Genomic DNA, 22,829 nt, shown 5'->3' with positions numbered 1-22,829 from the left:
TCGGTCCTCGTTATTCAGCTAGGTCGGACTCGATCGATCCGAGCGAGCTCTCAAGGTCGGACATGGCCTGTTCGGGCGACTTCTCGCCCTGGTAGGCGGCCGAGACCTCGGAAGCGACCTGCGGGCTCTGATCGGGCCACGCCACAGTGACGGGACGCGGAACCGTGTTCTGGCCGGCGACTGCCAGCGTGTCGAGGAAGTCGCCCAGCGCGCCTACGTCGTCGGGGTCAACCGACTCGGTGACCGACGGATCCGGCGGCAGGTACCCTCCCTCGGCGAAGTTCGTCGTCATGACCTCCTCGTTGGCGAACGCCTCGAGCACCTGAACGCAGTCGTCGAGCCGCGGGGTGTTCGGGTTGATCGTGAGGTGCCAGCCGCCGAGCGCCGCCGCGGCGCCGCGGCGCCGCCGGTGCCCTCGTACTCGCCCTCGCCTGCCTCGATGCCGTACGGAAGCGGCATCACGTCGTAATCCTCCGCGCTGAACTCCTCGGAGTCGAGGTTGAGCGGGATCGCGTACGGCCAGTTCCGGTGGAAAATCGCGTTCCCGGACGTGAACGGCTCACGGGACGGCTCCTCGGTGAACGAGAGCAGATCTGTCGTCGAAATCTGCGGGAAGTCCGGGTGAGCGTACTCGGCGTCGGGCCCCTCCATGAACGACCGCATCATGCGGATCGTGTCGTGAACGGGCTCCTCGTTGACCGTGATCGGCCGATCGCCGATCGGGCCGAAGAGGTTCTCGTGGTCGCCGAAGTACGCGCCACCGAAGGAAGTCATCGTCTCGTTGAACGTACAGCAGGCGAGCCCGACGTAGTTGTCGCCCTGAGTCGTGAATCCGTAATCGAAGTCGCCACCGGGGCCGCCGTTCTGCTCCCACACGTCGGCGGCCATCTCGGCGAACTCCTGCCAGCTCATCGGCTCGGTCGCCCAGTTCTCGCCGTCCGGGTCGTAGCCGGCGTCCTCGACCAGGTCCTTTCGATAGTGCATCACCGGGTAGTCCGGGAACAGCGGCAGTCCGAACAGGTCGCCGCTCTCTGGGTCGCTCGCGGTGTTTACCGCGCTCGGCAGGTAGTCGTTCTGGACGTAATCGAGCGTCTCGGAGGAGAGCTCGTCGCTCAGGTTCACGAGCTGACCGCGCGCGATAAACGGGATCGTCCACCCTGAGTCCATCATGAAGATGTCCGGGCTCGCCCGCCCGGCGTCGAGCGCCGACGTGAACTCCGACCGGCGCGCCCCCGACTCGAAGTCGCCCGGCAGGATCTCGATTTCGATCGACTCGTCGAGACCCGCGTCGTACAGGCTCTGAGTGAGGGCGTCAGAGATGCCTCCCCACTCGGCATCCATCGTGATCTGGATCGGACCGTCGCCGCCGCCGCCACCGCCGGAACAGCCGGCGAGCCCGACGGCTGCCCCCGTTGCGCCCGTCACCTCCAAGAACTGTCGCCGCGATACCCCCACACGTCCGCTCTCGCGATCGGATTCGCTGTCGACCATTACAGCTGTTGTTACAAAATACACCCGTATATAATTATTGATGCTAACACTCATCATGATAGGGCGCACGCGCTCGCGCGAGAATCGGATTAGCCGCGCGATCCGGGGTCCTCGAAGCGGGCCGTACCTTCCTCCAATATCGTCGGAACGGCTATGGGCCCCGAGCATCGAGTGGGTGCCAGTCATGGGTTCAACCGGCACGGTCGCGGGACGACTACGAGACGAGACGGTTCAGTGGCTCGAACGAGTGTTCTTCGGCGGCGCGGAGCTCTCGCTGCTGTCGTCGCCCGCGTTCGTGGCGGTACTCATTCTCCAGACGCGGTACCCCGACGCAGTCCCGATCGCTGGTCTCCTCGCGATCGGTCTCGGGAGCGTCTCGATCGCCCTGTTTCGGGCGAAAGCCCTCGATGTCGGCGCGTGGCCCCGCCGCGGTGAGCTGGCGACACTCCCCCTACGGGTCGGCTACTTCAGCGCCCTCTTTCTGCTTGCGACCGTCGGGATCGCGGTGGCAGCGACGGCGGCCGGGTCGCTGTGGCTCGCCCTGCTCGGCGGCGTCGTCCAACCTCTCGGGCTCGCGGCGTTCCCCAGCGTCTACCGCGCCGTCCACGGTGAACCGCTCCAGCACACCCCGGCCGCCAAGCTATGAGCGGCGACCGGTCGACGTTCGATGTGCTGCGCGACTCGGCCGCGGCGCTCGTCGATCCTGAGCACACCGGCGAGAACCGGTGTCTCCCGTGCACCCTCGTTAACGCGGTCGGCGTCGCGGTCGTCGCCGGCCTGCTCTCGCGCCGTCGCCGATCGCTCGGGCTCCTCGCCAGCGTCCTCGGCGGCGCGGCGATCTGGCTCCGCGGCTATGTCGTCCCCGGAACCCCGCGGTTCGCCCCGCGGCTCGTCGCTCCGCTCCCGATCGACATCGGTCTCGATCACCGGGCGGGGCTCGATTCCGGGTCGCTCGCCGACGACGCGGTCACGCTCGAAGCAGATGAAGACGACGCGAGGACGGTCGAAACGGCTGGAGACGACGCGAGGACGGTCCAAGCAGAGACGGACGACCCGGAGGCGGACGAGCCGGACACCCCTCCCGAACGCGACGCCGACCCCGAACGCGCCACCGACTCCGATCCCGGGCACGACGCCGGCATCGCGCCGAGCGATGGAGCCGCGGGCGGGGAGGACGATGGAGACGGCGACGCCGTCGACCCGAAGACGCTCATGGCGACGCTTATCGACGCGGGTGCCCTCGTCGACGACGGTGAGACGCTCCGCCTCGACGAGTCGTTCCGGACGGCGATGTACGACCGGATCGCCGCGCTCCGTCGCGGCTCCGACGAGACGCTCGCCGAGCGTGCAGCAGCGGTCGCCGGTCCCGACACCGACGGCCAGGTCCACGACGGACGGATACTACTCGCCGGTCAGCGCGACGCGTGGCTGAGCCGACCGATCGCGCTGGCGGAGACGGCCGCCGCGGAGACGCTTCGCGAGCGCGGCGTCGACGACGGCGTCGCCCGAGGGGCGGCGCGACCGCTCCGCGCGTTCCTCGATACGTGTCCCGCCTGTGACGGTTCGGTCCGCGACACGACCCTGCGGAACTGCTGTGGTGGGCCGGGCGGCGTCAGCGGGAATCCTGAGCGTGCCGTTCGCGCCTGCGCCGACTGCGACGCTGTCGTCTTCGCCGACCGATCCTGAGGTCGTTCCGGTGCCGCTGGGTCTGCTTTCTGGTCGCCGGCGAACCGGAAGCACCACCGACCGACGTCCGATCACCGCGCTCGTTTACCGGCCCCGGTCGCCGTTGCGCGTCGCTGCGGCAGTCCCGTCGTCGGTGGATGACGGGGTGTCCATTTGTCCGCTAGCGGCATCGGTGGCAGATCCGTCCGCCGCGGTGACCGTCACGTCGCGTTTGGGGTACGGAATCTCGATATCGGCCGCGGACAGCGTCTTGTACAGCGCGCGGTTGAGTGTATGTTGCGCGCGCCGGCGACGCGTCGGGCCGTTGACCCAACAGAGGATCTCGTACTGGAGTGCCGAGTCCCCGAACGACCGGAGCCGGGCCCGCGGCTTCGGCGAATCAAGGACGAGCGGCTCGGCCAGCGCGGCCTCGACCGCGAGCGCCTCGAATTCGTCGATGTCGGTCCCGTAGGCGACGCCGATCGGGACCCGGACGCGACGCCGGCTCTGTGGAGCGGACTCGTTCGTCACCTTCGCGGCGTTGAGCGCCGCGTTAGGGACCGTCACCAGCACCTCATCGCGGGTGAGCAGCGTCGTCGAGCGCACGCCGACCTTGATCACGGTTCCCGCGGTACCGTCGTCGAGAACGATGTAGTCGCTTATTTTGTAGGTGTCGTCGAAGTACAACGCAATGCCGCCGAAGAAGTTCGCGACCGTGTCTTTCGCGGCGAAACCGACCGCGATGCCGGCGACCCCGGCCGCGCCGAGGAGCGGCGTAATCTCGATGCCCCACAGCCACAGCAGCGTCCCGACGCTCCCGATAAGTACCGCGAGCGTCCAGACGTTCGAGAACACGGGCGCGAAGTCGAACCGGGTGCCTTCCTCGTTGACGGCGGCGACGAGCCGATTCACGACGGTATTGGCGGCATGTGCCCACACGAGGATGATGACCGAAAGCGACGGCCGACCGAAGACAGCGTCGAGCAGCTGCGGGTCCAAGAGCACGGACGATCGAACCGCCGGGACCTGCGTGAGCACGTAGACGCCGGCGAGCGCGGCGGTGACGACGAGCGGGGCGCGAAGCGAGGAGATGACGATGTCGTCGTACGCGGAGTCGGTGGTCGAGACATACCGGCGGGCGACTCGCAGGACGATGAACTCCATCCCCACGGCGGCGATAACGGAGACCACGAGAACTGCGACCGTCGCCTCGACCGCTGAGAGTCCTTCGAACAGCGCGGACAGCGACGGGATCATACCGTCTCGATGCGACTCCGCGAGATAACCGTTTCTACGGCGGGCGGCAGTCGGCGACCGAATCTACCGAACCGCGGTCATTCGAACCGCGCTACTCAAACCGCGCTACTCAAACCGCAGCTACTCGAACCTCTTCCGAACGCTCTCGGCGTGCGCCTCCAGCCCCTCGGCCTCCGCGAGCGTCGTGATCGTCTCTGAGAGCCCGTCGAGCGCGTCGCGGTCGAGTCGCTGAACCGTCGACGACCGGAGGAAGGTGTCGACGGAGAGCCCGCCGTAGCGCTTTGCGCCGCCGTTCGTCGGCAGCACGTGGTTCGTCCCGGTTGCGTAGTCGCCGGCGGCGACGGGGGAGTACGCCCCGAGGAACACCGAGCCAGCGTTCGAGATCCGGGCGAGCAGCGCCTCGTCGTCGTCGGCCGCGATCGAGAGGTGTTCGGCCGCGTACTCCTCGGTGAACAACACCGCCTCGGGCATCGATCTGGCGTGAAGGACCCCGGAGGCGTCGTTGTCGAGGGCGGCTCGTATCGTCTCCTCGCGTTTACGGCCCGCGACCTGCTCGTCGACCGCCTCTGCGACCGCCTCGGCGAGGGCGGCGTCGTCGGTGACGGCGACCACGGAGGCGTTCGGGTCGTGTTCGGCCTGCGCGATCAGGTCGCTCGCGACGAGGTCGGGGTCGGCGGTCTCGTCGGCGAGGACGAGCACCTCGCTCGGCCCGGCGAGGAAGTCGATCTCCACGTCGCCCTGCACGATCGCCTTCGCGGCGGTGACCCACTTATTGCCGGGCCCGACCACCTTCTGGGCGTTCGTGACGGTCTCCGTGCCGTACGCGAGCGCGGCGATCGCCTGCGCGCCGCCGACCTGATACACCGCGTCGGCGCCGGCCTCGTGGATCGCCGCGAGCGTGACGGGGTTGATCTCCTCGGCCGGCGGCGTCGCGACCGAGACGTGGTCGACGCCCGCCACTGCCGCCGGGATCACGCCCATCAGTGCGCTGGAGGGGTACGCCGCCGCGCCGCCGGGCACGTACACCCCGGCGCGGTCGATCGGGCGGAACCGGCGGCCGAGTTCGCGGTCGCCGAACTCATCGCGCCAGTCCTCGGGGTGCTGTCGCTCGTGGAACTCGCGGATGTTGGCGGCCGCGTCGCGGACCGCGTCGAGGACCGGATCGTTTGCGTCGTCGAATTCGGCGTGGGCGCGCTCGGCGTCGTCGGTGATGTCGATGTTGCCGACGGCCACGCCGTCGAACTCCTCGGAGAACTCTCGGAGCGCGACGTCGCCCTCCGTCCGGACTCGATCGACGATCTCGCTCACGTCGTCGCGGACCGCGTCGACGCCGGCGTCGCGCTCGAAGAAGGCGAGGCGCTCGGCCGGCGAGAGGTCAGCGACGGTTCGTACGTCCATACGCGCTCTCGGGGCCGCGGTCAAAAGGGCGTTCCGACTTTGCTTACTCCAACCGGCGGATCCCAATCACGTCCAGCGTCGCGAGCGCGACCAGCGCGACCAACAGCGCGGCGGCGACGAAGAGAATTGGCGCCGAAAGCGCTACGGCGACCTCGTAGGGCGCGACAAGGCGGGTCGTGCCGCGGACGACGAACGAGAGGAAAACCAGCCCGAACGCGGCGAGTGCGAGGCCGACAAACCGGGATCTGTTCACGATGCCCCCGGGTCAGTCGGACTGGGCGATACCCGGTCCGTGCGATCCGTGTTCGCGGTGTTCGCGGGCGGCGTCGAAGCCGCCGCACATCTCGTAAAACACCGCTTCGGGGTCTCTGTTCCACTGCCACTTCCAGCGGGTCCGGACGAGCAGCGAGATCTTGCGGACGAACGACAGTTCCGGCGTCGTCGACACCGTGTCGTACCCCAGATCGCGGATCAGCCGATGGTGGTCCGCGTACAGCACCGCCGCGAGCAACACCGCGAGCTGGCAGTCCTCCGGGAGGTACTTGATCCCGGCGACGCCCTCCTCGTAGAGCCGCTCGGTCCGGACGAGTTCCTCGCGGATCGCTGCCGCCACGTCGTCGTCGAACTCCAGATTCAGGATCTGATCCTCGCTCACGCCGTGCCGCCGAAGTGTTTCCAGCGGGAGGTAGACCCGGTCGCGTTCGGCCACGTCCTCACGCACGTCGCGGATGAAATTCGTCATCTGAAACGCCTCGCCGAGCTTCGTCGCGTGGGGGAGCGCCTTCACCTCGGCCTCCTCGTCGAGCTCCATGATCGCCGTCATCATCCGGCCGACGGCGGCCGCGGAGCCGTCCATGTACGACTCAAGCTGGTCGTAGGTCTCGTACCGGTCGGTTTCGATGTCGCTCGCCATCGCGTCGACGAACGCGTGCACGTCTTCGTCCGGGATCTCGTGTTCGTCACAGACCGCGGCGAACGCCTCCAACACTGGGTCGTCGGTGTCTCTCTCAGCCAGCGCGGCCCGACGGAGTCGATCGAGCTCCGCCCGCTGTTCGTCTGGCGGCGCAGTCTCCGCAGCGTCGACGACCTCGTCGGCGACACGGAAGAAGCCGTACAGCACGTACGTCGGGTGCCGGATCCGCTCCGGGAGCAGCCGGGTCGCGACGTGGAACGTCTTCCCGGTCCGACGCTGGATCCGCTTTCCTCGGGCAACCTGCGTCTTGTCTACCATGCTGACCTCTGGTAGTCGGCAGGGAGGATCGAGAGCGGGTCGCCGATCATAACATACGAGTCGAACTGCAAGAACATAACAGTTCGCACAGCGTGGTTTGGTACCCGGTAAACGCGCTCGCCGAGCGCAAGTGAACGGGCTCGCCGATCGCCGACGATCGGGCTCACGGGTCGCGATTGCCGGCGTCAGTAGAAGGTGTCCGAGCAGTCGTACACGACCCCGTGTGCGGGACAGACGTACTTGCAGTGGCGGTGGTACATCGGCGTCTCGCACAGGGGGCAGGGCCGCCCGCCGGAGCCGATCGCCGCCTCGTCTTCGGCGTCGTCCACACCCCCCTCGGCGTCGTCCATACCCCCCTCGGCGTCGTCCATACCCCCCTCGGCGTCGTCCATACCCCCCTCGGCGTCGTCCATACCCCCCTCGGCGTCGTCCACACACCCCTCGGCGTCGCTCATATCGCCTCGAACGGACTGGGTCGACATAACCGCTCTCCTCGACGGAGCGGCGCGCCGGTTAGGCGTCGGCCAGCGAGTCGTACACCGACGCCGCGACCGACTCCTCGCCGAACGGGAGCGTCAACACCCCGCCCCACTCCTCGTCGGTCAGCGCCGACACGGTCGCCTCGTCCAGATCGACCCGCCTGACCTCGGTCTCGTCGAGCGTCATCGACACCGTGAACCCCTCCGGGTCGTCCGTCGCGCCGGCGTCCGTCAGCCCCGTCTGTAGCGCGTCGATCCCCGCGTCGCCGAGCGAGACGTACACGAGGTGTTCGTCGTCCTCGGTGATCACGCCCTGGACGCGGTCTAAGTCGCCGGTGCCGAAGAGCCGCCGGTCGTCGTCGCCGTCGCGGAGCAGCCGCGCCTCGAACGGGGCGTCCGGATCGACGGGGACGGACCCGGTCTGGCCGTCTTCGTCGTTTCCGGGCTCGTCCCCGCCGATCGCATCCCCACCGATCGCACCTTCGTCGGGACCGGTTCCGCCGTCGATAGCCTCGCCGTCGGTCACCGAGGCGGCGCCGGCGAACCCGACGCCCCCGACTGCGAGCGCGACCCCGACCCCGCCGAGCATGCCGCGTCGAGAGAGTTCCATACGCGACGGTCCCCATCGGTGGTAAAAAGGGTTACACGCCGATTCACGCGGCTGATAACGGGGTCGATCGTCCCGTCCTCAGGCCGATTCGAACCCGATCGACTCGTGAGTCGCCGTCTCGCCGAACAGCCAGTCGGCGTGCTCGACCGCGTACTCGCGGTGGTCCTCGGTGATGTACCCGAGCGCGTCCTCGACGACGACGGGCCGGTAGTCGCGGAGCCCGGCACTGCCGGCGGTGTGGAGCACGCAGACGTTGGCGAGCGTCCCGCAGATCAGCAGGTCGTCGATGCCGTGCGTGTCGAGGTACCCCTCCAAATCAGTTTGGTAGAAGGCGTCATACGTGTGCTTCTCGACGATGTGGTCCTCGTCTCGCACGTCAAGCTCGGCGACGAGTTCGGCGTCCCACGACCCCTCGACGACGTGTTCTCCCCACCGGTCGAACTCGTCGTAGTAGTGGGTGTCGTCGAACTGCTCGGGCGGGTGCACGTCCCGGGTGTACACGATACTCGCGCCGGCGTCGCGGGCGTGGTCGACGAGGGCCGTCACCGGCTCGACCGCCGCCTCGCTCGGCTCGGCGTAGAGGCTCCCGTCGGGGTGACAGAACCCGTTCTGCATGTCGACGACGATCACCGCGGTCTCGGTCGGGTCGTACGGCATGTGCGGGAGTTTGACGCCTGGGCTCAAAAATCACCGCCGCCTCTCGCAGCCCCGTGTCGCCACCTTCCCACCCCCCTCCACCGACAAACTACTTATCGGGTCGGCCGTAATCGAACCTATGCGACGGGTTCTCACCCTCTCGGTTATCGTCGCCGTGATTGCCCTTCTCTCGATCGGTGCCGGCGGAGCCGTTGCCGCCGGGCCAGCGGTCGCCGGGTCGACGGCCGCCATTCCGGGGGACGCTCCGGCCAGCGCGACTGCCACAGAGTGCGACGCCGGCGACGGAACCGATCTCGTCGGCTGCTGGAACGGGACCCACTACGAGGAGGAGCTCGCCTTCAACCAGACGGACGGGCTGACCGAGGCGGAGCTGGAGGAGCTGACTCACCTGACGATGGCCCGCGTCGAACACGTTCGGGAGCGCCCCTTCCGCGAGGACGTGCCGGTCGAGACCGTCACCCGCTCGGCGTTCATGAATGACTCTGCGAGCGCGGGCGCGGGCGGCTCGGACCCCGAGTTCCACCGCTGGAACGATCAGGTGTGGAAGGCCCTGTTCGTCGTCGGCGAGGACGAGAACGCCTCCGACGCGATTGACAGCGTCTACGGCGGTGCAGTCTCCGGGTTCTACTCGCCGGCCGACGACCGGATCGTCCTCGTCGTCCCGGAGGGAGAGGACCCGCAGATCAACCCGTCGACGCTGGCACACGAGCTGGTCCACGCGATGCAGGACCAGTACCACGACCTCACCCGGCCCCGCTACGTCGGCACTACGCAGGACGCCGACCTCGCGGTCGACGGGATCGTCGAGGGCGAGGCGGTCCACATCGAGGAGGTGTACGACGCGCGCTGTGCCGGCAACTGGAGCTGTCTCGCCGCGCCCGACTCCGGTGGCGGCGGCGGGTCGGCGGCGGACTACAACTTCGGCATCCTCCAGACCGTGCTTCAGCCGTACGCCGATGGCGCGCTCTACGCCGAGACGCTCGTCGACGAGGAGGGGTGGAGCGCCGTCAACGAGACCATGAACCGGCCGCCGAACGCGACCTCGGAGGTGATCCACCGCAACCCCGATTACGAGACGACCGAGGTAACGTTCGAGGACACGGCCACCGGCGGGTGGGAGACGTATCCGAATCAGGGGGTCAACGGCTCGGAAACCGCCGGCGAGGCGTCGATGTTCGTGATGTTCTGGTACCAGAGCTACGAGTACCGCCACGCGGTGTTGGACCCGGACGCGACGATCCGGGATAATATCCAAATTCACACGCAGCCGGACGAGCGGCTTCGAACTCGTGCGAACTACAACTACGCCCACGAGGCGACCGACGGTTGGGCGGGCGACGAGCTGTACCCCTACCGGAACGACGGGAACGCGGACGGGGACGACGCGAGCGCGACCGACGGGGAGGACGGCTACGTCTGGGTGACCGAGTGGCAGACGCCCGCGGACGCGACCGAGTTCCGCGAGGCGTACCTGCGCATGCTGACCGCCCACGGCGGCGACGACCACGCCGCGGGCGAGGTGTACGAGATCGCGGACGGCGACTTCCGCGGGGCCTACGGCGTCGAGCGAAACGGGACCACGGTGACGATCGCGCACGCCCCCGAGCCAGCCGACGTGCTCGATCTCCGGCCGGAGGCCGACCTCGAACTCTCCTCGACCGACGACGGCGACGACGCGAACAGGACCGACGGGGATGACGGAACCGACGGAGACGACGCGGACGGGACCAACGACGGAACCGATTCTGACGATGGAGACGACATCGACCCGGACGGCGATGACGCCGACGGCTCCGCCGGTTCCGACGCTGCCACCGGCGACGACGTGCCCGGGTTCGGTCCCCTCGTCGCGCTTGTCGGCATACTCGCGACGGTAGCGCTCTTTGTGCGCCGCGTACGGCCCTGAACACTCCGTAACCGCCCCGTGATCGCCCTGATCGCCCCGTGATCGCCCTGATCGCCCCGTGATCGCCCCTGACCGACCGGAGACGAACGCCCGCGCGACCCGGGTGGCTTTTCCTCCCCGGCGGCCGAACCGTCGGGTATGACCGAGTTCGATATCGTCGACGCGGCCGCGATTCGCGACGGCCGGGCGACCGACGCGTACTTCGAGCGGACCGAGGCCGCCTTGGAACACGCGGGACGAAACCCCCGCGTCGTCGCCGAGGTCACCGCTGACCAATTCCCCGACGGCGACTTCGAGCTGTTCGCCGGGCTGAAAGACGCGGTCGCGCTCTTGGAGGGGCGCGATATCGACGTCGACGCGATTCCGGAAGGCCGCCTATTCGACGGCGGTCCGGTGATGCGAATCGAGGGACCGTACCTCACGTTCGCGCGGCTGGAGACCTCCCTCCTCGGCTTCCTCTCGCACGCCTCCGGGATGGCGACCGCGGCCCTCGACTGCCGGGTCGCGGCGCCGGACTCGCAGGTGCTCTCCTTCGGCGCGCGCCACGTCCACCCGTCGATGACCGCGGCGGTCGAGCGCTCCGCGCTGGTTGGCGGGTTCGACGGGTTCTCGCACGTCGCCGCCGGCGACCTGATCGGCCGGGAGGCCTCGGGGACGATGCCCCACGCGCTCTCCATCTGCTTCGGCCGTGGCGAGCAGGAGGCCGCGTGGCGCGCCTTCAACGAGGCCGTCGACGAGGCGGTCCCGCGGATCGCCCTCTGTGACACCTACTCCGACGAGGTCGACGAAACACTCCGAGCGGTCGACGCGCTCGGCGATCGGCTCGACGGCGTCCGGCTCGACACCACCGGCTCGCGTCGCGGCGACTTCCGGCACATCATTCGGGAAGTGCAGTGGGAGCTGGACGTTCGCGGCCACGACGACGTCGACGTGTACGTCTCCGGCGGGCTCGGGCCGGCCGACCTCCGCGAACTCCGCGATGTGGTCGACGGCTTCGGCGTGGGCGGGTACGTCTCGAACGCCGACCCGGTCGACTTCGCGCTCGACATCGTCGCCGTCGAGGGGGAGCCGGCCGCCAAGCGCGGCAAGCTCTCCGGCGCGAAGGACGTGTATCGCACCGCTGACGGCGTCCACGCTGTCGGACTAGCCGACCGGTCGGGTCCCGACGGTGCCGAGTCGCTCATGGAGCCGGTGATCCGCGACGGCGAGGTCGTCGCTGACGACGCGTTCGACCTCGCGGCCGCGACGGAGCGCGCGCTTGCGGACGCTGAGACCGTCGGCTACGGGACGAACGAGTAGGGACGGCCTTGGCTACGGAGCGAACGAGTAGGAATTGCCTATTCGGAGAAGTAAGCGTCGCTTTCGGCGGTTATAGCTCTTCGACCGCGCCGCCGTCGGCGCGCTCTCGGAACACCTGTCCCTCGATGAGCGTCACCATCGTCTCGTCGTCTTCCCACGCGTTCGGGGCGATTTTGGCCTTCCGGCAGGCGCGGGAGAGGAACTCGGCGCCGGACCAGCCGTTCTCGACGGGGACCGTCGGATAGAGCCAGCCGTGGGAGTTGCCGCCGTCGACGGCGACGCCGTGGGTGCCGACTTTCAGGTCAGCGAGGGGATCGTTGGTGAGTACCGTGTTCGAGACGATGAACACGGAGACGGTGATGTTGTCGAGTTCCTTGGGCTCGACCTCGGAGCCGCAGGAATCGCCGGAGGCGGCCTTGATGGCGGCCTCGACGATTGCGTGACCGAGCTGATCGGAGGTCTCCCACGCGCCGGCACAGCCGCGGAGCCGGCCGCGACCTCTCGTGGACTCCAACCGGACGAACGCGCCAGTTCGGGCATAGAACGCCTCGCGCATGCTCCCGGGTTGTTCGCGTTGTCCGTGTCGGACGAACGACTCGACCGCCTCCCGCGCGAGTTCGACCGCTCGTGCACCGTCGTCGTACGACAGCTGAACGGTCTGGGCCTCGGACATAATAGACCCTTACGTTGCTGACGACTTGAACGCTTCCCTTGAGAACCCGGCCGTTCACACCCGATCGACGGGAGGAGCGAAGCGGCGAACGATCGCTCCGGTTGTCGATCTCTCCCCTCGACGACCGAACGCCTTATTCGCGGGCGTCGGCTAGACGCGACCGGACAGAGGGAGCCCGACTCCCGTGCCTCTGGCATGAGGAAAGTCCCCCCACCGGCCGGACAGGCGACCGGGCACACGCCCGGAGTCGGAGACGGCTGGCTCTGGAACAGCAACGACACCCCCCACCCCGACCCGTGATTCGCGCGATCGCTTCGGCGATCGCGGCGGCCGCGGGATCACCCGCGACCGCGCGAACCGACCCGCAAGGGAAGGGAGTTAACCCGATGAGGATCGACGGGTGGGAACGGATGGAACGGCGAATCCTCGCCGGTGCAAGTCCGCGCCACAAGGTAGTCCGGCCACGGCGCGGACGCTTAGCCGAATGTCGGGATGAACCGAAGGGGGCTTACTCCCCTCAGTCCGCTTTCGTACTCGTTAGTTACGGAGAATCAAGGAGAAAGCCTCGCGCTTCAGCGCGGGGAGGATGTCAACGGTGTCGCTGTTGCTGTCGTCGTTTATAAGTCGGATCGAGTGCGGACGTTCGATCTCTCGCTATCGGCCGGCGGTGACGTATCGGTGGTGAGTTTGAAGGCTCCAGCCGCTCGCTTATAAATGGCTACCGGCAGCTCGACGGCGAGCACCTCCAAAGCCCCAGGCGGGAGGCGGGCGCACACTCGTTGCGCTCCTCAGTCGCTCGTTTCACTCGCTCCCTACGGTGCTTCCGTCGTCTGCGCCCGCCTCCCGCCTGCCCCTTTGAGTCCCGACCCGACCGCACCAGCACCGCCACCCCCACCGCCCCGCACCCGCATCCCCACCGCCCCGCAACCGCACCTCGCGCCTCCCCAGCCTCGTCGGCCGGCGTTTATAAACGCCGGCCGACTCCCTCGTGCGGTCGTCGCCGGCGCGTAGCACCGTCTGCCAGAGGAACTTTCGGTCCCTCGCGGTTCGCGGCCCTGCGGGCCGCTCACCGGCGCACGCCACCGCCTCGTTCAGTCATAAACAGCTATGTCGGCGTCGGCGGTTCGGGACGCACTCGGCCGCTCGACCGTTTATAAAGGAAACAGCGTCACGCCGCCACCGGTCGCCCCTTAACGTCGCCTCTCAATGTCGCCGCCGTCGGTGACCGTGATATACGGGGCCGTGAGATAACGGCGTTGTAAGAAGGGCGGAAGCACCGATCGCGATGGCATCTCTCGCGTTCACTGACGACGCCCTGCCGCCTACACTCCGATGAGCGCTGTGCCCGCCTGTCCCGCACCCTCCATCTCGGGGCCGTACGTGATGGCGATGTAGATCATCGTCAGGATCAGGCTGTTGTACAGCCCGTGCATCACGGCGACGACGACGAGGTTTCCGGTGTACTCGTACACCGCGCCGAAGAAGAGCGCCGGCACGAACAGAATGCTGATCGTCGCCAGCATCGCCGTGAACCCGCCGCCGGCGAGCGAGACGATGTGGATCGGGGCGAATACGGCCGCAGAGAGGACGATGGCGGGGGCCGCGGAGAACGTCTCCCGCGCTCGGCTCTGAATGACGCCGCGGAAGAGGAACTCCTCGCACGGGCCGACGACCAGCAGCATTCCCACGATCATCACCGGGATGATCGAGGGATTCTCCAGCGCCACCTGCGCTCCCTGGTTCGGGGCCGGCTCGGTCACGAAGCCGGTCACGACGGTAAGGGTGATGAACACAGCTCCGATCGCCACGAACGGCCCGACGACGGCAATTACGGCTTCCAGCGGGCTGGGCCAGCGGATACCGAGGTACGCGACGATGTCGTCGGTGTCGAGGCCCCGCCACCGCAGGTACGCGAGGCCGAGACCGACGAACGCGACGATTTGACTGAGCGCGAACGGCACCATGACCTGCACCACAAACGGGGGTTGCCAGTCCGTGACCGTCCCGATAAGGGATAGTCCTCCACCGGCCACGATGGCGACGACAACGAGGATGAGGATACTGAGAAGACCGAGCCCGAACGCTGTCCCGATCGCCCGCAGCGGGGATCCACTGTCGTCCTCGGCAGGAGATCCGGACGCCGATGCGTCCACCACCTCGTCGGCGCCGGCCGGTTCGCCGCCGTCGCCGACCGTCGCATCCGCTGCGGTCGTCGCGTCGGGTGCCGTCCCGCCGTCGTCGTCGGGGCCCGCATCACCCCGGGAGGGATCGCTCATTGGTACCCGTACGGACCGATCGCCCAAAGACCTGTCCGTCGTCCCCGCGGTCGCCGGATTCCGACGGCCGTCACCTCACCGATGCAGGAGCTCGTACCACAGCACGGCGGTCACGGTCCGACCGTCGCGGAGCCCCTCGTCGACGACGGCTTCGAGCAGGTCGTCGTACGGCACCGTCTCGACCGCGATCGATTCGTTGTGGTCGAGGTCCTGTTCGGCGGTGGGCTCACACCCCGTCGCGAGGAAGTGATGGTGAACCGAGTCCGCGATTCCGTTGGTCGGCTCGACCGTCGTCAGCCGCTCGAAGGAGTCGGCCTCGTACCCGGTCTCCTCGGCGAGCTCGCGGGCGGCGGCGCGTTCGAGGTCGTCGGCGTCCTCCGGCTCTACCGACCCCGCGGGGAGCCCGCGGTTGACCCGACCGACGGCCTGTCGCCACTCGTCGATGACGACCACGTCGCCGTCGGGGGTCAGCGGAAGCACCACGACCGCCGGCGCCTCGTCGACGTAGTGGTACCCGTCGGTCTCGCCGTCCGGGAAGCGCACCTCGTCGCGGCGCACGTCGAAGCCGGGACAGCGGTAGTCGATGTCGGTGTCGAGCGTCTCCCACGCCAGATCGTCCATGCGTCGGAGTCAACACTCGGGCACCTAAATCCCCGCACTCGGTGGCGAATGCTCCCCTCGGATCCGGAGGAGGTCGCGCCAGCGCTCACGACCAGTCGCCGAGCGATGCCTGTCCGTCGCCGGTCTCGCTCGTCGGTCGGTCTCCGGTCTCGTCCGCCTCGCCCGCGTCCCCGGCGTTCGGCTCGCCTCCCACCCAGTCGGTGAGCTTCCCGCCCTCGCCGTCGGTGGCGACTGACTGGGCCTCGGACTCGCGGTCGCGGTCGGCTCCGCTGTCCCCTCCCGCGGTGCCCCTGCCGCCCCCACTCGCGTCGAACCCGCCGAGCGTCGCCTGATCGCTCTCGGCGAAGTCGAGTTTCGAGACGCGCACCCCGAGCTTACGGACTCGGTCACCGGCGAACTCGCCGAGGAGGTCGAGCGCCACCGACTCCACGAGGTCGGGGTCGTCGACCGGACCGGGGAGGCTCCGGGCGCGAGTGTTCACCTCGTAGGGAGGTTCGACCGCCTTGATCCCGATGGTGCGGTACAGACAGCCCCGCTCGCGGGCACGACGGGCCACGTCGGCGGCGAGCGCGCGCACCGTCTCGCGCTTGCGCTCCTCGTCGGCGGTCGCCGACAGCGACGACTCCCGCGAGAGACTCTTCGGGAGTCCCGTGGGCGTGACCTCTCGGTCGTCGTCGCCCCGCGCCCGCCGGTACAGCTCCCGACCGCGGTCGCCGAGTTCGTCGGCGAGCCGGTCGGGATCGGCGGCGGCGAGGTCGCCGGCGGTCTCGATCCCAAGCTCCGCCAGCGTCCGCTCCGTCACCGGGCCGACGCCGTGGATCTCGGCGGTCGGCAGCGACGCGAGGAAGGACTCCACCTCGCCCGGTGGCACGACGACCAGCCCGTCCGGCTTGTCGGCGTCGCTGGCGATCTTCGCGGTCGACATGTTCGGCGCGACGCCGACGCTCGCGGGCACGCCGGCCTCGCGCTCGATGCGCTCTTTGATGTGTCTGGCGTACCCCTCCGCCAGCGTCCGGGTCTCGGCGGGGCCGGTCGCGGTGCTTTCCCCGCCGGCGGCATCCCACGCCGTCCGGTCGGTGACGTCGAGGTACGCCTCGTCGACGCTCACCTCGCGGAGCACGTCGGCGCAGTCGCGGAGGACGGTCTTCACGTCGCTCGCGACCTCCTTATAAAAGTCGAGGTCGACGGGGAGGTACCGACCCGCCTCGTCGGGGTCGGGCGCGTCCGGGTCGTCGGGGTCGGCGTTCACCCGCCTGGGGAGCAGATCGAGCGCCTCCGAGATCGGCATCGCGCTCTCGACGCCGAACGCGCGGGCCTCGTAGCTCGCGGTCGCGACCGCGCCGATCGCCTCTCCCGCCTCGTAGCCCATGCCGACGACGAGGGGCTCGTCGGCCAGTTCGGGGCGCCGCAGGCGCTCGCAGGAGGCGTAAAAGCAGTCCATATCGACGTGAAACACGATGCGGTCGCTCCCCGCGTCGTCGTCCGCGTCGGTCCCGGGGAGCGTTCCGCCCGCCATCGCCCGAGGCTCCGCGCCGGGCGGCCTTAAGAACCAGCCACGCGCGGCGATAGTGAAACGACCCTCGCTCGTGGACGGAACGCCTCCGACCGCGGCCGTCGACGCCCGACGATCCTCAGAACTGATAGCTGAGCCGATATCCGTTTATCTGGACGGCCCGAAGACCGCGCCATGTCCGAACGGATCGACGTGTTACACGTCGACGACGACCCGTCCGTGCTGGACCTCACGGAGGCGTTCCTCGAACGCGAGCTGGCGTCCGTCGCGGTGACGAGCGTCACCGAGCCGTCGGCCGCGGCCGACGCGCTCGACGAGGGCGAGTTCGACTGCGTCGTCAGCGACTACGACATGCCCGGCATGGACGGGCTGGAGCTGTTCGAGGCCGTTCACGCGGCACACCGCCGGCTCCCGTTCGTTCTCTACACCGGGAAGGGGTCCGAGGAGATCGCCAGCCAAGCGCTTAACGCGGGAGTCACCGGGTACTTCTAGAAGGGCGGTCCCGAGCAGCTCCGCCGGCTCGCGAACCGGGTCGAGCAGGCGGTCGAAGAGCACCGGACCCGCGAGATCGCCGACCGCTACTCGACGATCATCGACGCGCTCGGGTACCCCGTGTACGTCGTCGACGAGACCGGCGTCTTCCGCTTCGTCAACGAGCCGTTCGCGGAGCTGACCGGCTACGACCGCGAAGAGATAATCGGCAGCACCCCGGGACTGATAAAGGACGACGCGGCGGTCGACGAGGCCGAGGACCGGCTGGGTCGGGTCCTTTCGAGTACTGGGCCCGAGGTGGTGCACTTCTCGGTAGATATCGTTCCGAAGGCGGGCGAGCCGATCCCCTGTCGAGACCACATGGCCGCGCTCCCGTACGAGAGCGAGGAGTTCGAGGGGAGCGTCGGCATCCTCCGAGACGTCTCCGACGAGCGCGCGCGCCGCGAGGAACTGGAGACGAAGACGCGGGCGCTCGACGAGGCCCCCGTCGGCATCACGATCTCCGACCCGGCCCTGTCGGACAACCCGATGGTGTACGTCAACGACCGGTTCGTCGAGATGACCGGCTACGACCGTGACGACGCGGTCGGCGTCAACTGCCGGTTCCTGCAGGGAGAAGACACCGACGAGAGGCCGGTCGCCCGGCTCCGGGAGGCGATCGACGCCGAGGAGCCGGAAAGCGTCGAGCTGTTGAACTACCGGAAGGAAGGCACGCCGTTCTGGAACCGGGTCAGCGTCGCGCCGATCCGCGCCGGCGACGGGTCCGTCTCGGAGTGGGTCGGCTTCCAGGAGAATATCACGGCGTTCAAGGACCGCGAGGCGGCGCTCGAACGCCAGAACGATCGGCTCGACTCCTTCGCGGGCATCGTCTCGCACGACCTTCGGAACCCACTCAACGTCGCGCAGGGCCGCGTCGAGCTCGCGCGGGAGCTGGCCGATGACTCATCGCATCTCGACGCCGCGGCCGACGCGCTCGATCGGATCGAGTCGATCGTCGAACACACCCTCACGCTCGCCCGCGAGGGCGAGACCGTCGGCGACCCGGAGCCGGTCGCCGTCGCCGAGGTTGTCGCCGACAGCTGGGAGACGGTCGACACCGGCCCGGCCTCGCTGTCAGTCGAGGTCGACGGCGAGGCGCTGGCCGACCCGGACCGACTCCGCAACCTGTTCGAGAACCTCATTCGTAATGGCGTGGAACACGCCGGCGACGACGTACAGATCCGTGTCGGTGACCTCTCGGACGGGTTCTTCGTCGAGGACGACGGGTCCGGAATTCCCGACACGGTCCGCGAGAACCTCTTCGAGCCCGGCGCGAGCGCGGTCTCCGGGAACACCGGGTTCGGGCTGGCGATCGTCAAAGAGATCGCCACCGCCCACGGGTGGACCGTCGAGGCGGTCGACGCGGCCGACGGCGGGGCGCGGTTCGAGATCCGGGGGATCAGACGCCCGGCGTCGGCGGAGTAGCGTCTCGCCGCCGGAACCGGAATCGGTCGTTGCGGGACCGCACTCCGCCGCCGGAACCGGATCGATCCCCGCCGTTCGCAAACGCCTTTGTCCTCGCGGGCGAACTCCCGACCGATGGGACTGCTCTCGGGCGTCGCCGACACCGATCGCCGGGTGATCGTGCTCGCGCTCGCCCGGATGGTCGGCGCCGCCGGCAACTCCTTTCTCATCGTCGTCCTGCCGCTGTATATCGCGAGCGACCTGATCGATATTGAGTCGCTTCTCGGAACAGCGGTCGGGGTCGGCGCGGCGTCGGTGACCCTAACCGAGCCGCTGCTCATCGGGGTCGTACTCTCGCTGTTCGGCTTTCTCAACAGCTTCTCACAGCCCCTGACGGGTCGGCTCTCGGACCGGATGGGCGTGCGCCGGCCCTTCGTGTTGGCCGGAATCCTGCTTTTGGGAACCGCCAGCGGGCTCTACATGATCGCGGACGCCTACTGGCAGCTGATCGCGCTCCGCGCCGCCCAGGGATTCGGCGCGGCGCTCATCATCCCGGCGACGGTCGCGCTGGTCAACGAGTACGCCGCGAGCGACGCCGACCGCGGCGGGAACTTCGGCGTGTACAACACGTTCCGGCTGATCGGTTTCGGCTTCGGTCCGGTCCTCGCCGGCGTCGTCGTCGAGCGCGGCCCGTACGACCTCTCCGCGATCGGGCTCCCGGTCCTCGACGGGTTCGACGCCGCGTTCGCGGCCGCCTGCGCCGGCGCGTATCTCAGCTTCGCCCTCGTCTTCCTCCTCGTGCGCGACGCCGCCAAGTCGAGCGAGGCGAGCGACGACCTCTCGATCCGGGTCCGCGGTGAGGGCCGCCTGCTCGACCCGGTGTTCGCGCTCGGCTTGGCGACGGTCGCGATGGGGATCTGTATCGCGCTGTACGCGACGCTCCAGACGCAGGTGAACGCCCGACTCGACCAGCCGCCGGTGTGGTTCGGCCTCCAGTTCGCGGCGGTCACCATCGCGAACGTCCTGTTTCAGGTGCCCGTCGGGCAGGCCAGCGACCGGATCGGGCGCCGGCCCTTTCTGCTGGCCGGGTTCGTGCTGCTCGCCCCCACGACGCTCCTGCAGGGAATCGTCACCGACCCGCTGGTGATGACGCTCGTCCGGCTGGCGCAGGGGGTCGCCGTCGCGTGCGTGTTCGCGCCGTCGCTGGCGCTCGCGGGCGACCTCGCGCGGGAGGGCGAGTCCGGCACGACGCTGTCGGTGCTCACGATGGGGTTCGGCTTCGGCGTCGCGGTCGGGCCGCTCGCGTCCGGCTGGCTCGTCGGCTTCGGCTTCGTCGTGCCCTTCGCGGTCGGCGCCGCGCTCGCCGTCGTCGCACTCGTGACTGTCGTGACGCAGGTCGAGGAGACGCTCGGCGCGGGCGAGGACGCCGCGGCCGCGGCGACGGCGGACTGAGGGCGGGCTGAGCAGCGCACCGATCGACCGTCGATCGCGATTTATGAGATCCGTACCTCGTGGCGCGCCTCCGAGCGGCCGCCTCTGGCGGCCGCGAGGGGCCCGCGAGGGAGGCGGCGGGTCAGCGCGGGCGGCGCCGCGCTGACCCGTCCGCCGAGGCTGGGGAGGCCTGAGGTGCGGTCGCGGTGCGGGCTTTGGAGGTAGCCGCCGTCGATCCGCGGTCTCCTTCTCATAAAACACCGGCTGCGTCTGTGGAAGCGCTCGCTCCCGAGTACTTGATCGCTTATAAGTCGGTGACTCGCAAACGCCCTTGCGTGTCCCGCGATCGCGTCCACTGCGTCGACTGCCGGGAGCCGATCCCGAGCGACGCGCAGATCTGTCCCCACTGCGAGACCGTCCAACCGTCGCCGCTCCTCGACGTCGGCGTCGTCGTCGCCGGCGTGTTCGCCTTCGTCTTCGGCGTGATCCTCGCACTCATGACGCTGGGAACGACCCGCATGCTCGGGCTCGGGCTGATCGTGGTCGGGTTCGGCCTCGCCGTCGGCGGCTACACCCGATACGTCGATCGGCAGGCCGGGCGTCGGGGGCGGTGAGCGCGTCCGACGGACGGCCCCGCGTCGCCGTCGTCCAGTCCCGCGACCTTTTAAGTCGGACGGGTCTCCACGTGGTGACATGCTTACGCCACTCACTGCCGGACTCGTCGTCGCGGGACTGCTCCTCGCGTTCGTCGGCGCCGCGGTCTCCGTCTACGCCGTTGCGCTGACCGGGGTCCTCGTCGGCGCCGGTGCGGGCTACCTCGCCGCGCCGAACCTCGCCGGACTGATCGCGGTCGACGGGCTGGTCCTCACCGGCGCGGCGGTCGCGGTCGGCGCCGCAGTCGGCGGCTTCCTGGCGTACGCCGGGCTCTCCTTCGCGGTCGTTGCCATCGGTGGGCTCGTCGGCGGCTTCGCCGGGCGGTTCGCGGTCGGCCCGATGTACGCGGCCGACGCGGCCGGGATCGAGGGGACCCTCCTCCTCGTCGGCGCTACGCTGGCGGGCGTCGCGGTCGGCGCGCTGTTCGGGTTCGTGTTGAGCCGGACGACGCTCGTCGTCTCGACGGCCTTCATCGGCGCGGCGTTCGCGTCGCGGTCGATCACGCCCGCAACGCTGGACGCGGCCACCGCGCAAACGTCGGTCGAACCGCTGCTGTTCGACGTGACCGCGCCCGCGTTCCTCGCCGTGTTCGCGCTCGGTGCGCTCTCTCAGTTCGGCCTCTTCAAGTTCGGCTACGTGACGAAACTCGTCGGCCTGCTTCCCGGCGCGCGTCGGTGGACCGCGAGCAACGACAAGGACGCCGAGGGCGCTAAGGGAGCCTGATCGCGCTTACTCGTACTCGTAGAACCCTTTCCCGGTCTTCTTGCCGAGGTCACCGGCCTCCACCTTGCGCTTGACGAGGTACGCCGGCTTGTACCGGTCGCCGAGCTCGGTATGGAGCGTCTCGCTGGCGTCCAACACCACGTCGAGCCCGATGTGGTCGGCGAGTTCGAGGGGTCCCATCGGGACGTTCGTGCCGAGTGTCATCCCGCGGTCGATGTCCTCCCTGTCGGCGACGCCCTCGTCGTACGCGCGGACGCCCTCGTTGATCCACGGCATCAGGATCCGGTTCGTGACGAAGCCGGGCTTGTCGTCGGCCTCCCACGTCTCCTTGCCGAGGTCCTCGGCAAAGGCGTGCGCGAAGTCGACGACGGGGTCGGCGGTGCGCTCCCCGACGACAACCTCCACGCCGTCCATGATCGGGACCGGGTTCATGAAGTGGAGCCCGATCACGTCGCTCGCGCGGTCGGTGGCGCTCGCGATGGTCGTGATCGACAGCGTCGAGGTGTTGGTCGCGAGCACCACGTCGTCGTCGGTCACCCCGTCGAGGTCGGCGAAGATGTCTTTCTTTACGTCGAGGTTCTCGACGGCGGCCTCGACGACCACGTCCGCGGCCGCGAGGGCGTCGAGGTCAGTGGTCCCCTCGATCCGGTCGCGGATCGCCGCTGGGTCCTCGTCGAGCCGGCCTTTCTCGTCGAGCCGGGCGAGGCTGTCGTCGATGCTGTCGAGCCCGCGCTCGACGTACTCCGACTCGATGTCGCGCATCACAACCTCGTAGCCGGCGGTCGCCGCGACCTGTGCGATCCCGTTGCCCATCGTGCCGGCCCCGACCACGCCGACGACGCCGATGTCAGATAGCTCCCGCATGCGGGAGGCTGTCGCGCCGGAGGTGGTAAGTATTGTGACTCCGAGAACGGAGAGCCGCGATCTGTGATGGCTGCCGGTAATTAACTATCTGAGTAGTAATTGTGTTCACGACTGAATTGGCCTTTGGTGCGGAAAAGACGCATGGT

20 protein-coding genes, 1 other RNA gene and 2 pseudogenes are annotated in these 22,829 nt (G+C 68.8%); 9 read left to right on the top strand and 14 right to left on the bottom strand.

All coding sequences use genetic code 11. The features are described from left to right. Window positions 1–10 precede the first annotated feature (10 nt). Window positions 11–1,491: pseudogene (locus HLAC_RS12325) on the bottom strand (extracellular solute-binding protein). A gap of 184 nt (window positions 1,492–1,675) precedes the next feature. Between HLAC_RS12325 and HLAC_RS12320 the strand changes: the two are divergent. Together HLAC_RS12320 and HLAC_RS12315 are read left to right on the top strand one after the other, a co-directional pair. Then, on the top strand, window positions 1,676–2,137 hold the full coding sequence (locus HLAC_RS12320; RefSeq protein WP_015911166.1) for a DUF8215 family protein: 462 nt from the start codon (window positions 1,676–1,678) through the stop codon (window positions 2,135–2,137). Continuing rightward, window positions 2,134–3,177 carry a DUF8054 domain-containing protein gene (locus tag HLAC_RS12315; protein WP_015911165.1) on the top strand — a complete coding sequence of 348 codons (1,044 nt, stop codon included), beginning with the start codon at window positions 2,134–2,136 and terminating at the stop codon, window positions 3,175–3,177. The genes HLAC_RS12320 and HLAC_RS12315 overlap by 4 nt, the downstream gene beginning before the upstream one ends. 84 nt (window positions 3,178–3,261) lie before the next feature. Here the strand turns inward: HLAC_RS12315 and HLAC_RS12310 are convergent, their stop codons facing one another. The 7 genes from HLAC_RS12310 to HLAC_RS12280 form a co-directional block, all read right to left on the bottom strand. After that, complete coding sequence (locus tag HLAC_RS12310; protein WP_015911164.1) at window positions 3,262–4,413, bottom strand: mechanosensitive ion channel family protein; 1,152 nt, start codon at window positions 4,411–4,413, stop codon at window positions 3,262–3,264. 120 nt (window positions 4,414–4,533) lie between these two features. Next, entirely contained in the window at window positions 4,534–5,811 is a 1,278-nt protein-coding gene (hisD, locus tag HLAC_RS12305; protein WP_015911163.1) for a histidinol dehydrogenase, read from the bottom strand. A gap of 43 nt (window positions 5,812–5,854) precedes the next feature. Continuing rightward, window positions 5,855–6,064 carry a hypothetical protein gene (locus HLAC_RS12300; protein ID WP_015911162.1) on the bottom strand — a complete coding sequence of 70 codons (210 nt, stop codon included), beginning with the start codon at window positions 6,062–6,064 and terminating at the stop codon, window positions 5,855–5,857. Between the two features lie 12 nt (window positions 6,065–6,076). Next, window positions 6,077–7,042 carry a phytoene/squalene synthase family protein gene (locus HLAC_RS12295; protein ID WP_015911161.1) on the bottom strand — a complete coding sequence of 322 codons (966 nt, stop codon included), beginning with the start codon at window positions 7,040–7,042 and terminating at the stop codon, window positions 6,077–6,079. Between the two features lie 185 nt (window positions 7,043–7,227). Continuing rightward, window positions 7,228–7,392, bottom strand: a complete 165-nt coding sequence (locus HLAC_RS19855) for an HVO_2523 family zinc finger protein (protein WP_303645988.1) — start codon at window positions 7,390–7,392, stop codon at window positions 7,228–7,230. Window positions 7,393–7,555: 163 nt separating this feature from the next. Next, entirely contained in the window at window positions 7,556–8,131 is a 576-nt protein-coding gene (locus HLAC_RS12285; protein WP_015911159.1) for a hypothetical protein, read from the bottom strand. Window positions 8,132–8,209: 78 nt separating this feature from the next. Next, entirely contained in the window at window positions 8,210–8,788 is a 579-nt protein-coding gene (locus tag HLAC_RS12280; protein WP_015911158.1) for a cysteine hydrolase family protein, read from the bottom strand. Between the two features lie 118 nt (window positions 8,789–8,906). On the opposite strand from HLAC_RS12280, the gene HLAC_RS12275 reads away from it, so the two are divergent. Next, complete coding sequence (locus HLAC_RS12275; RefSeq protein ID WP_015911157.1) at window positions 8,907–10,694, top strand: Hvo_1808 family surface protein; 1,788 nt, start codon at window positions 8,907–8,909, stop codon at window positions 10,692–10,694. A gap of 138 nt (window positions 10,695–10,832) precedes the next feature. Further along, a complete protein-coding gene (locus HLAC_RS12270) occupies window positions 10,833–11,993 on the top strand; it encodes a nicotinate phosphoribosyltransferase (protein ID WP_015911156.1) in 1,161 nt (386 codons plus the stop codon). Window positions 11,994–12,063: 70 nt separating this feature from the next. Here the strand turns inward: HLAC_RS12270 and HLAC_RS12265 are convergent, their stop codons facing one another. Further along, window positions 12,064–12,666 (bottom strand): TIGR00296 family protein, encoded by a 603-nt coding sequence (locus HLAC_RS12265; protein ID WP_015911155.1) that lies wholly within the window; start codon window positions 12,664–12,666, stop codon window positions 12,064–12,066. Window positions 12,667–12,829: 163 nt separating this feature from the next. On the opposite strand from HLAC_RS12265, the gene rnpB reads away from it, so the two are divergent. Beyond that, window positions 12,830–13,189: RNase P RNA component (rnpB, locus tag HLAC_RS13650), an RNA gene on the top strand. A gap of 799 nt (window positions 13,190–13,988) precedes the next feature. Here the strand turns inward: rnpB and HLAC_RS12260 are convergent. From HLAC_RS12260 to HLAC_RS12250, 3 genes are all read right to left on the bottom strand, one after another. Further along, window positions 13,989–14,942 (bottom strand): CPBP family intramembrane glutamic endopeptidase, encoded by a 954-nt coding sequence (locus tag HLAC_RS12260; protein ID WP_015911153.1) that lies wholly within the window; start codon window positions 14,940–14,942, stop codon window positions 13,989–13,991. Window positions 14,943–15,017: 75 nt separating this feature from the next. Continuing rightward, entirely contained in the window at window positions 15,018–15,563 is a 546-nt protein-coding gene (locus tag HLAC_RS12255) for an NUDIX hydrolase (RefSeq protein ID WP_015911152.1), read from the bottom strand. Window positions 15,564–15,648: 85 nt separating this feature from the next. Beyond that, the gene (locus HLAC_RS12250) at window positions 15,649–17,079 is read right to left on the bottom strand and encodes a Y-family DNA polymerase (RefSeq protein WP_015911151.1); all 1,431 of its coding nucleotides are present in this window, start codon (window positions 17,077–17,079) and stop codon (window positions 15,649–15,651) included. A 171-nt stretch (window positions 17,080–17,250) separates the two neighbouring features. On the opposite strand from HLAC_RS12250, the pseudogene HLAC_RS12245 reads away from it, so the two are divergent. Both HLAC_RS12245 and HLAC_RS12240 read left to right on the top strand, forming a co-directional pair. Continuing rightward, a pseudogene (locus HLAC_RS12245) lies at window positions 17,251–19,032 on the top strand (hybrid sensor histidine kinase/response regulator). Between the two features lie 114 nt (window positions 19,033–19,146). Further along, window positions 19,147–20,463 (top strand): MFS transporter, encoded by a 1,317-nt coding sequence (locus HLAC_RS12240; RefSeq protein ID WP_015911150.1) that lies wholly within the window; start codon window positions 19,147–19,149, stop codon window positions 20,461–20,463. Window positions 20,464–20,504: 41 nt separating this feature from the next. Here HLAC_RS12240 and HLAC_RS18815 read toward each other — a convergent pair whose 3' ends face one another. Further along, complete coding sequence (locus HLAC_RS18815; protein WP_154018579.1) at window positions 20,505–20,696, bottom strand: hypothetical protein; 192 nt, start codon at window positions 20,694–20,696, stop codon at window positions 20,505–20,507. Between the two features lie 81 nt (window positions 20,697–20,777). Between HLAC_RS18815 and HLAC_RS12235 the strand changes: the two genes are divergently transcribed. Together HLAC_RS12235 and HLAC_RS12230 are read left to right on the top strand one after the other, a co-directional pair. Then, window positions 20,778–21,056, top strand: a complete 279-nt coding sequence (locus HLAC_RS12235) for a zinc ribbon domain-containing protein (protein ID WP_015911149.1) — start codon at window positions 20,778–20,780, stop codon at window positions 21,054–21,056. 79 nt (window positions 21,057–21,135) lie between these two features. After that, window positions 21,136–21,819 (top strand): hypothetical protein, encoded by a 684-nt coding sequence (locus HLAC_RS12230; protein ID WP_015911148.1) that lies wholly within the window; start codon window positions 21,136–21,138, stop codon window positions 21,817–21,819. 6 nt (window positions 21,820–21,825) lie between these two features. Here the strand turns inward: HLAC_RS12230 and HLAC_RS12225 are convergent, their stop codons facing one another. Continuing rightward, window positions 21,826–22,683: a 3-hydroxyacyl-CoA dehydrogenase family protein gene (locus tag HLAC_RS12225; RefSeq protein ID WP_015911147.1), complete on the bottom strand. Its 858-nt coding sequence runs from the start codon at window positions 22,681–22,683 to the stop codon at window positions 21,826–21,828. Between the last annotated feature and the right edge of the window lie 146 nt (window positions 22,684–22,829).

Origin of the sequence: Halorubrum lacusprofundi ATCC 49239, from assembly GCF_000022205.1 — an archaeon.
GTDB classification, from domain to species: Archaea; Halobacteriota; Halobacteria; order Halobacteriales; family Haloferacaceae; genus Halorubrum; species Halorubrum lacusprofundi.
This window is presented reverse-complemented; position numbering and strand designations above follow the sequence as displayed.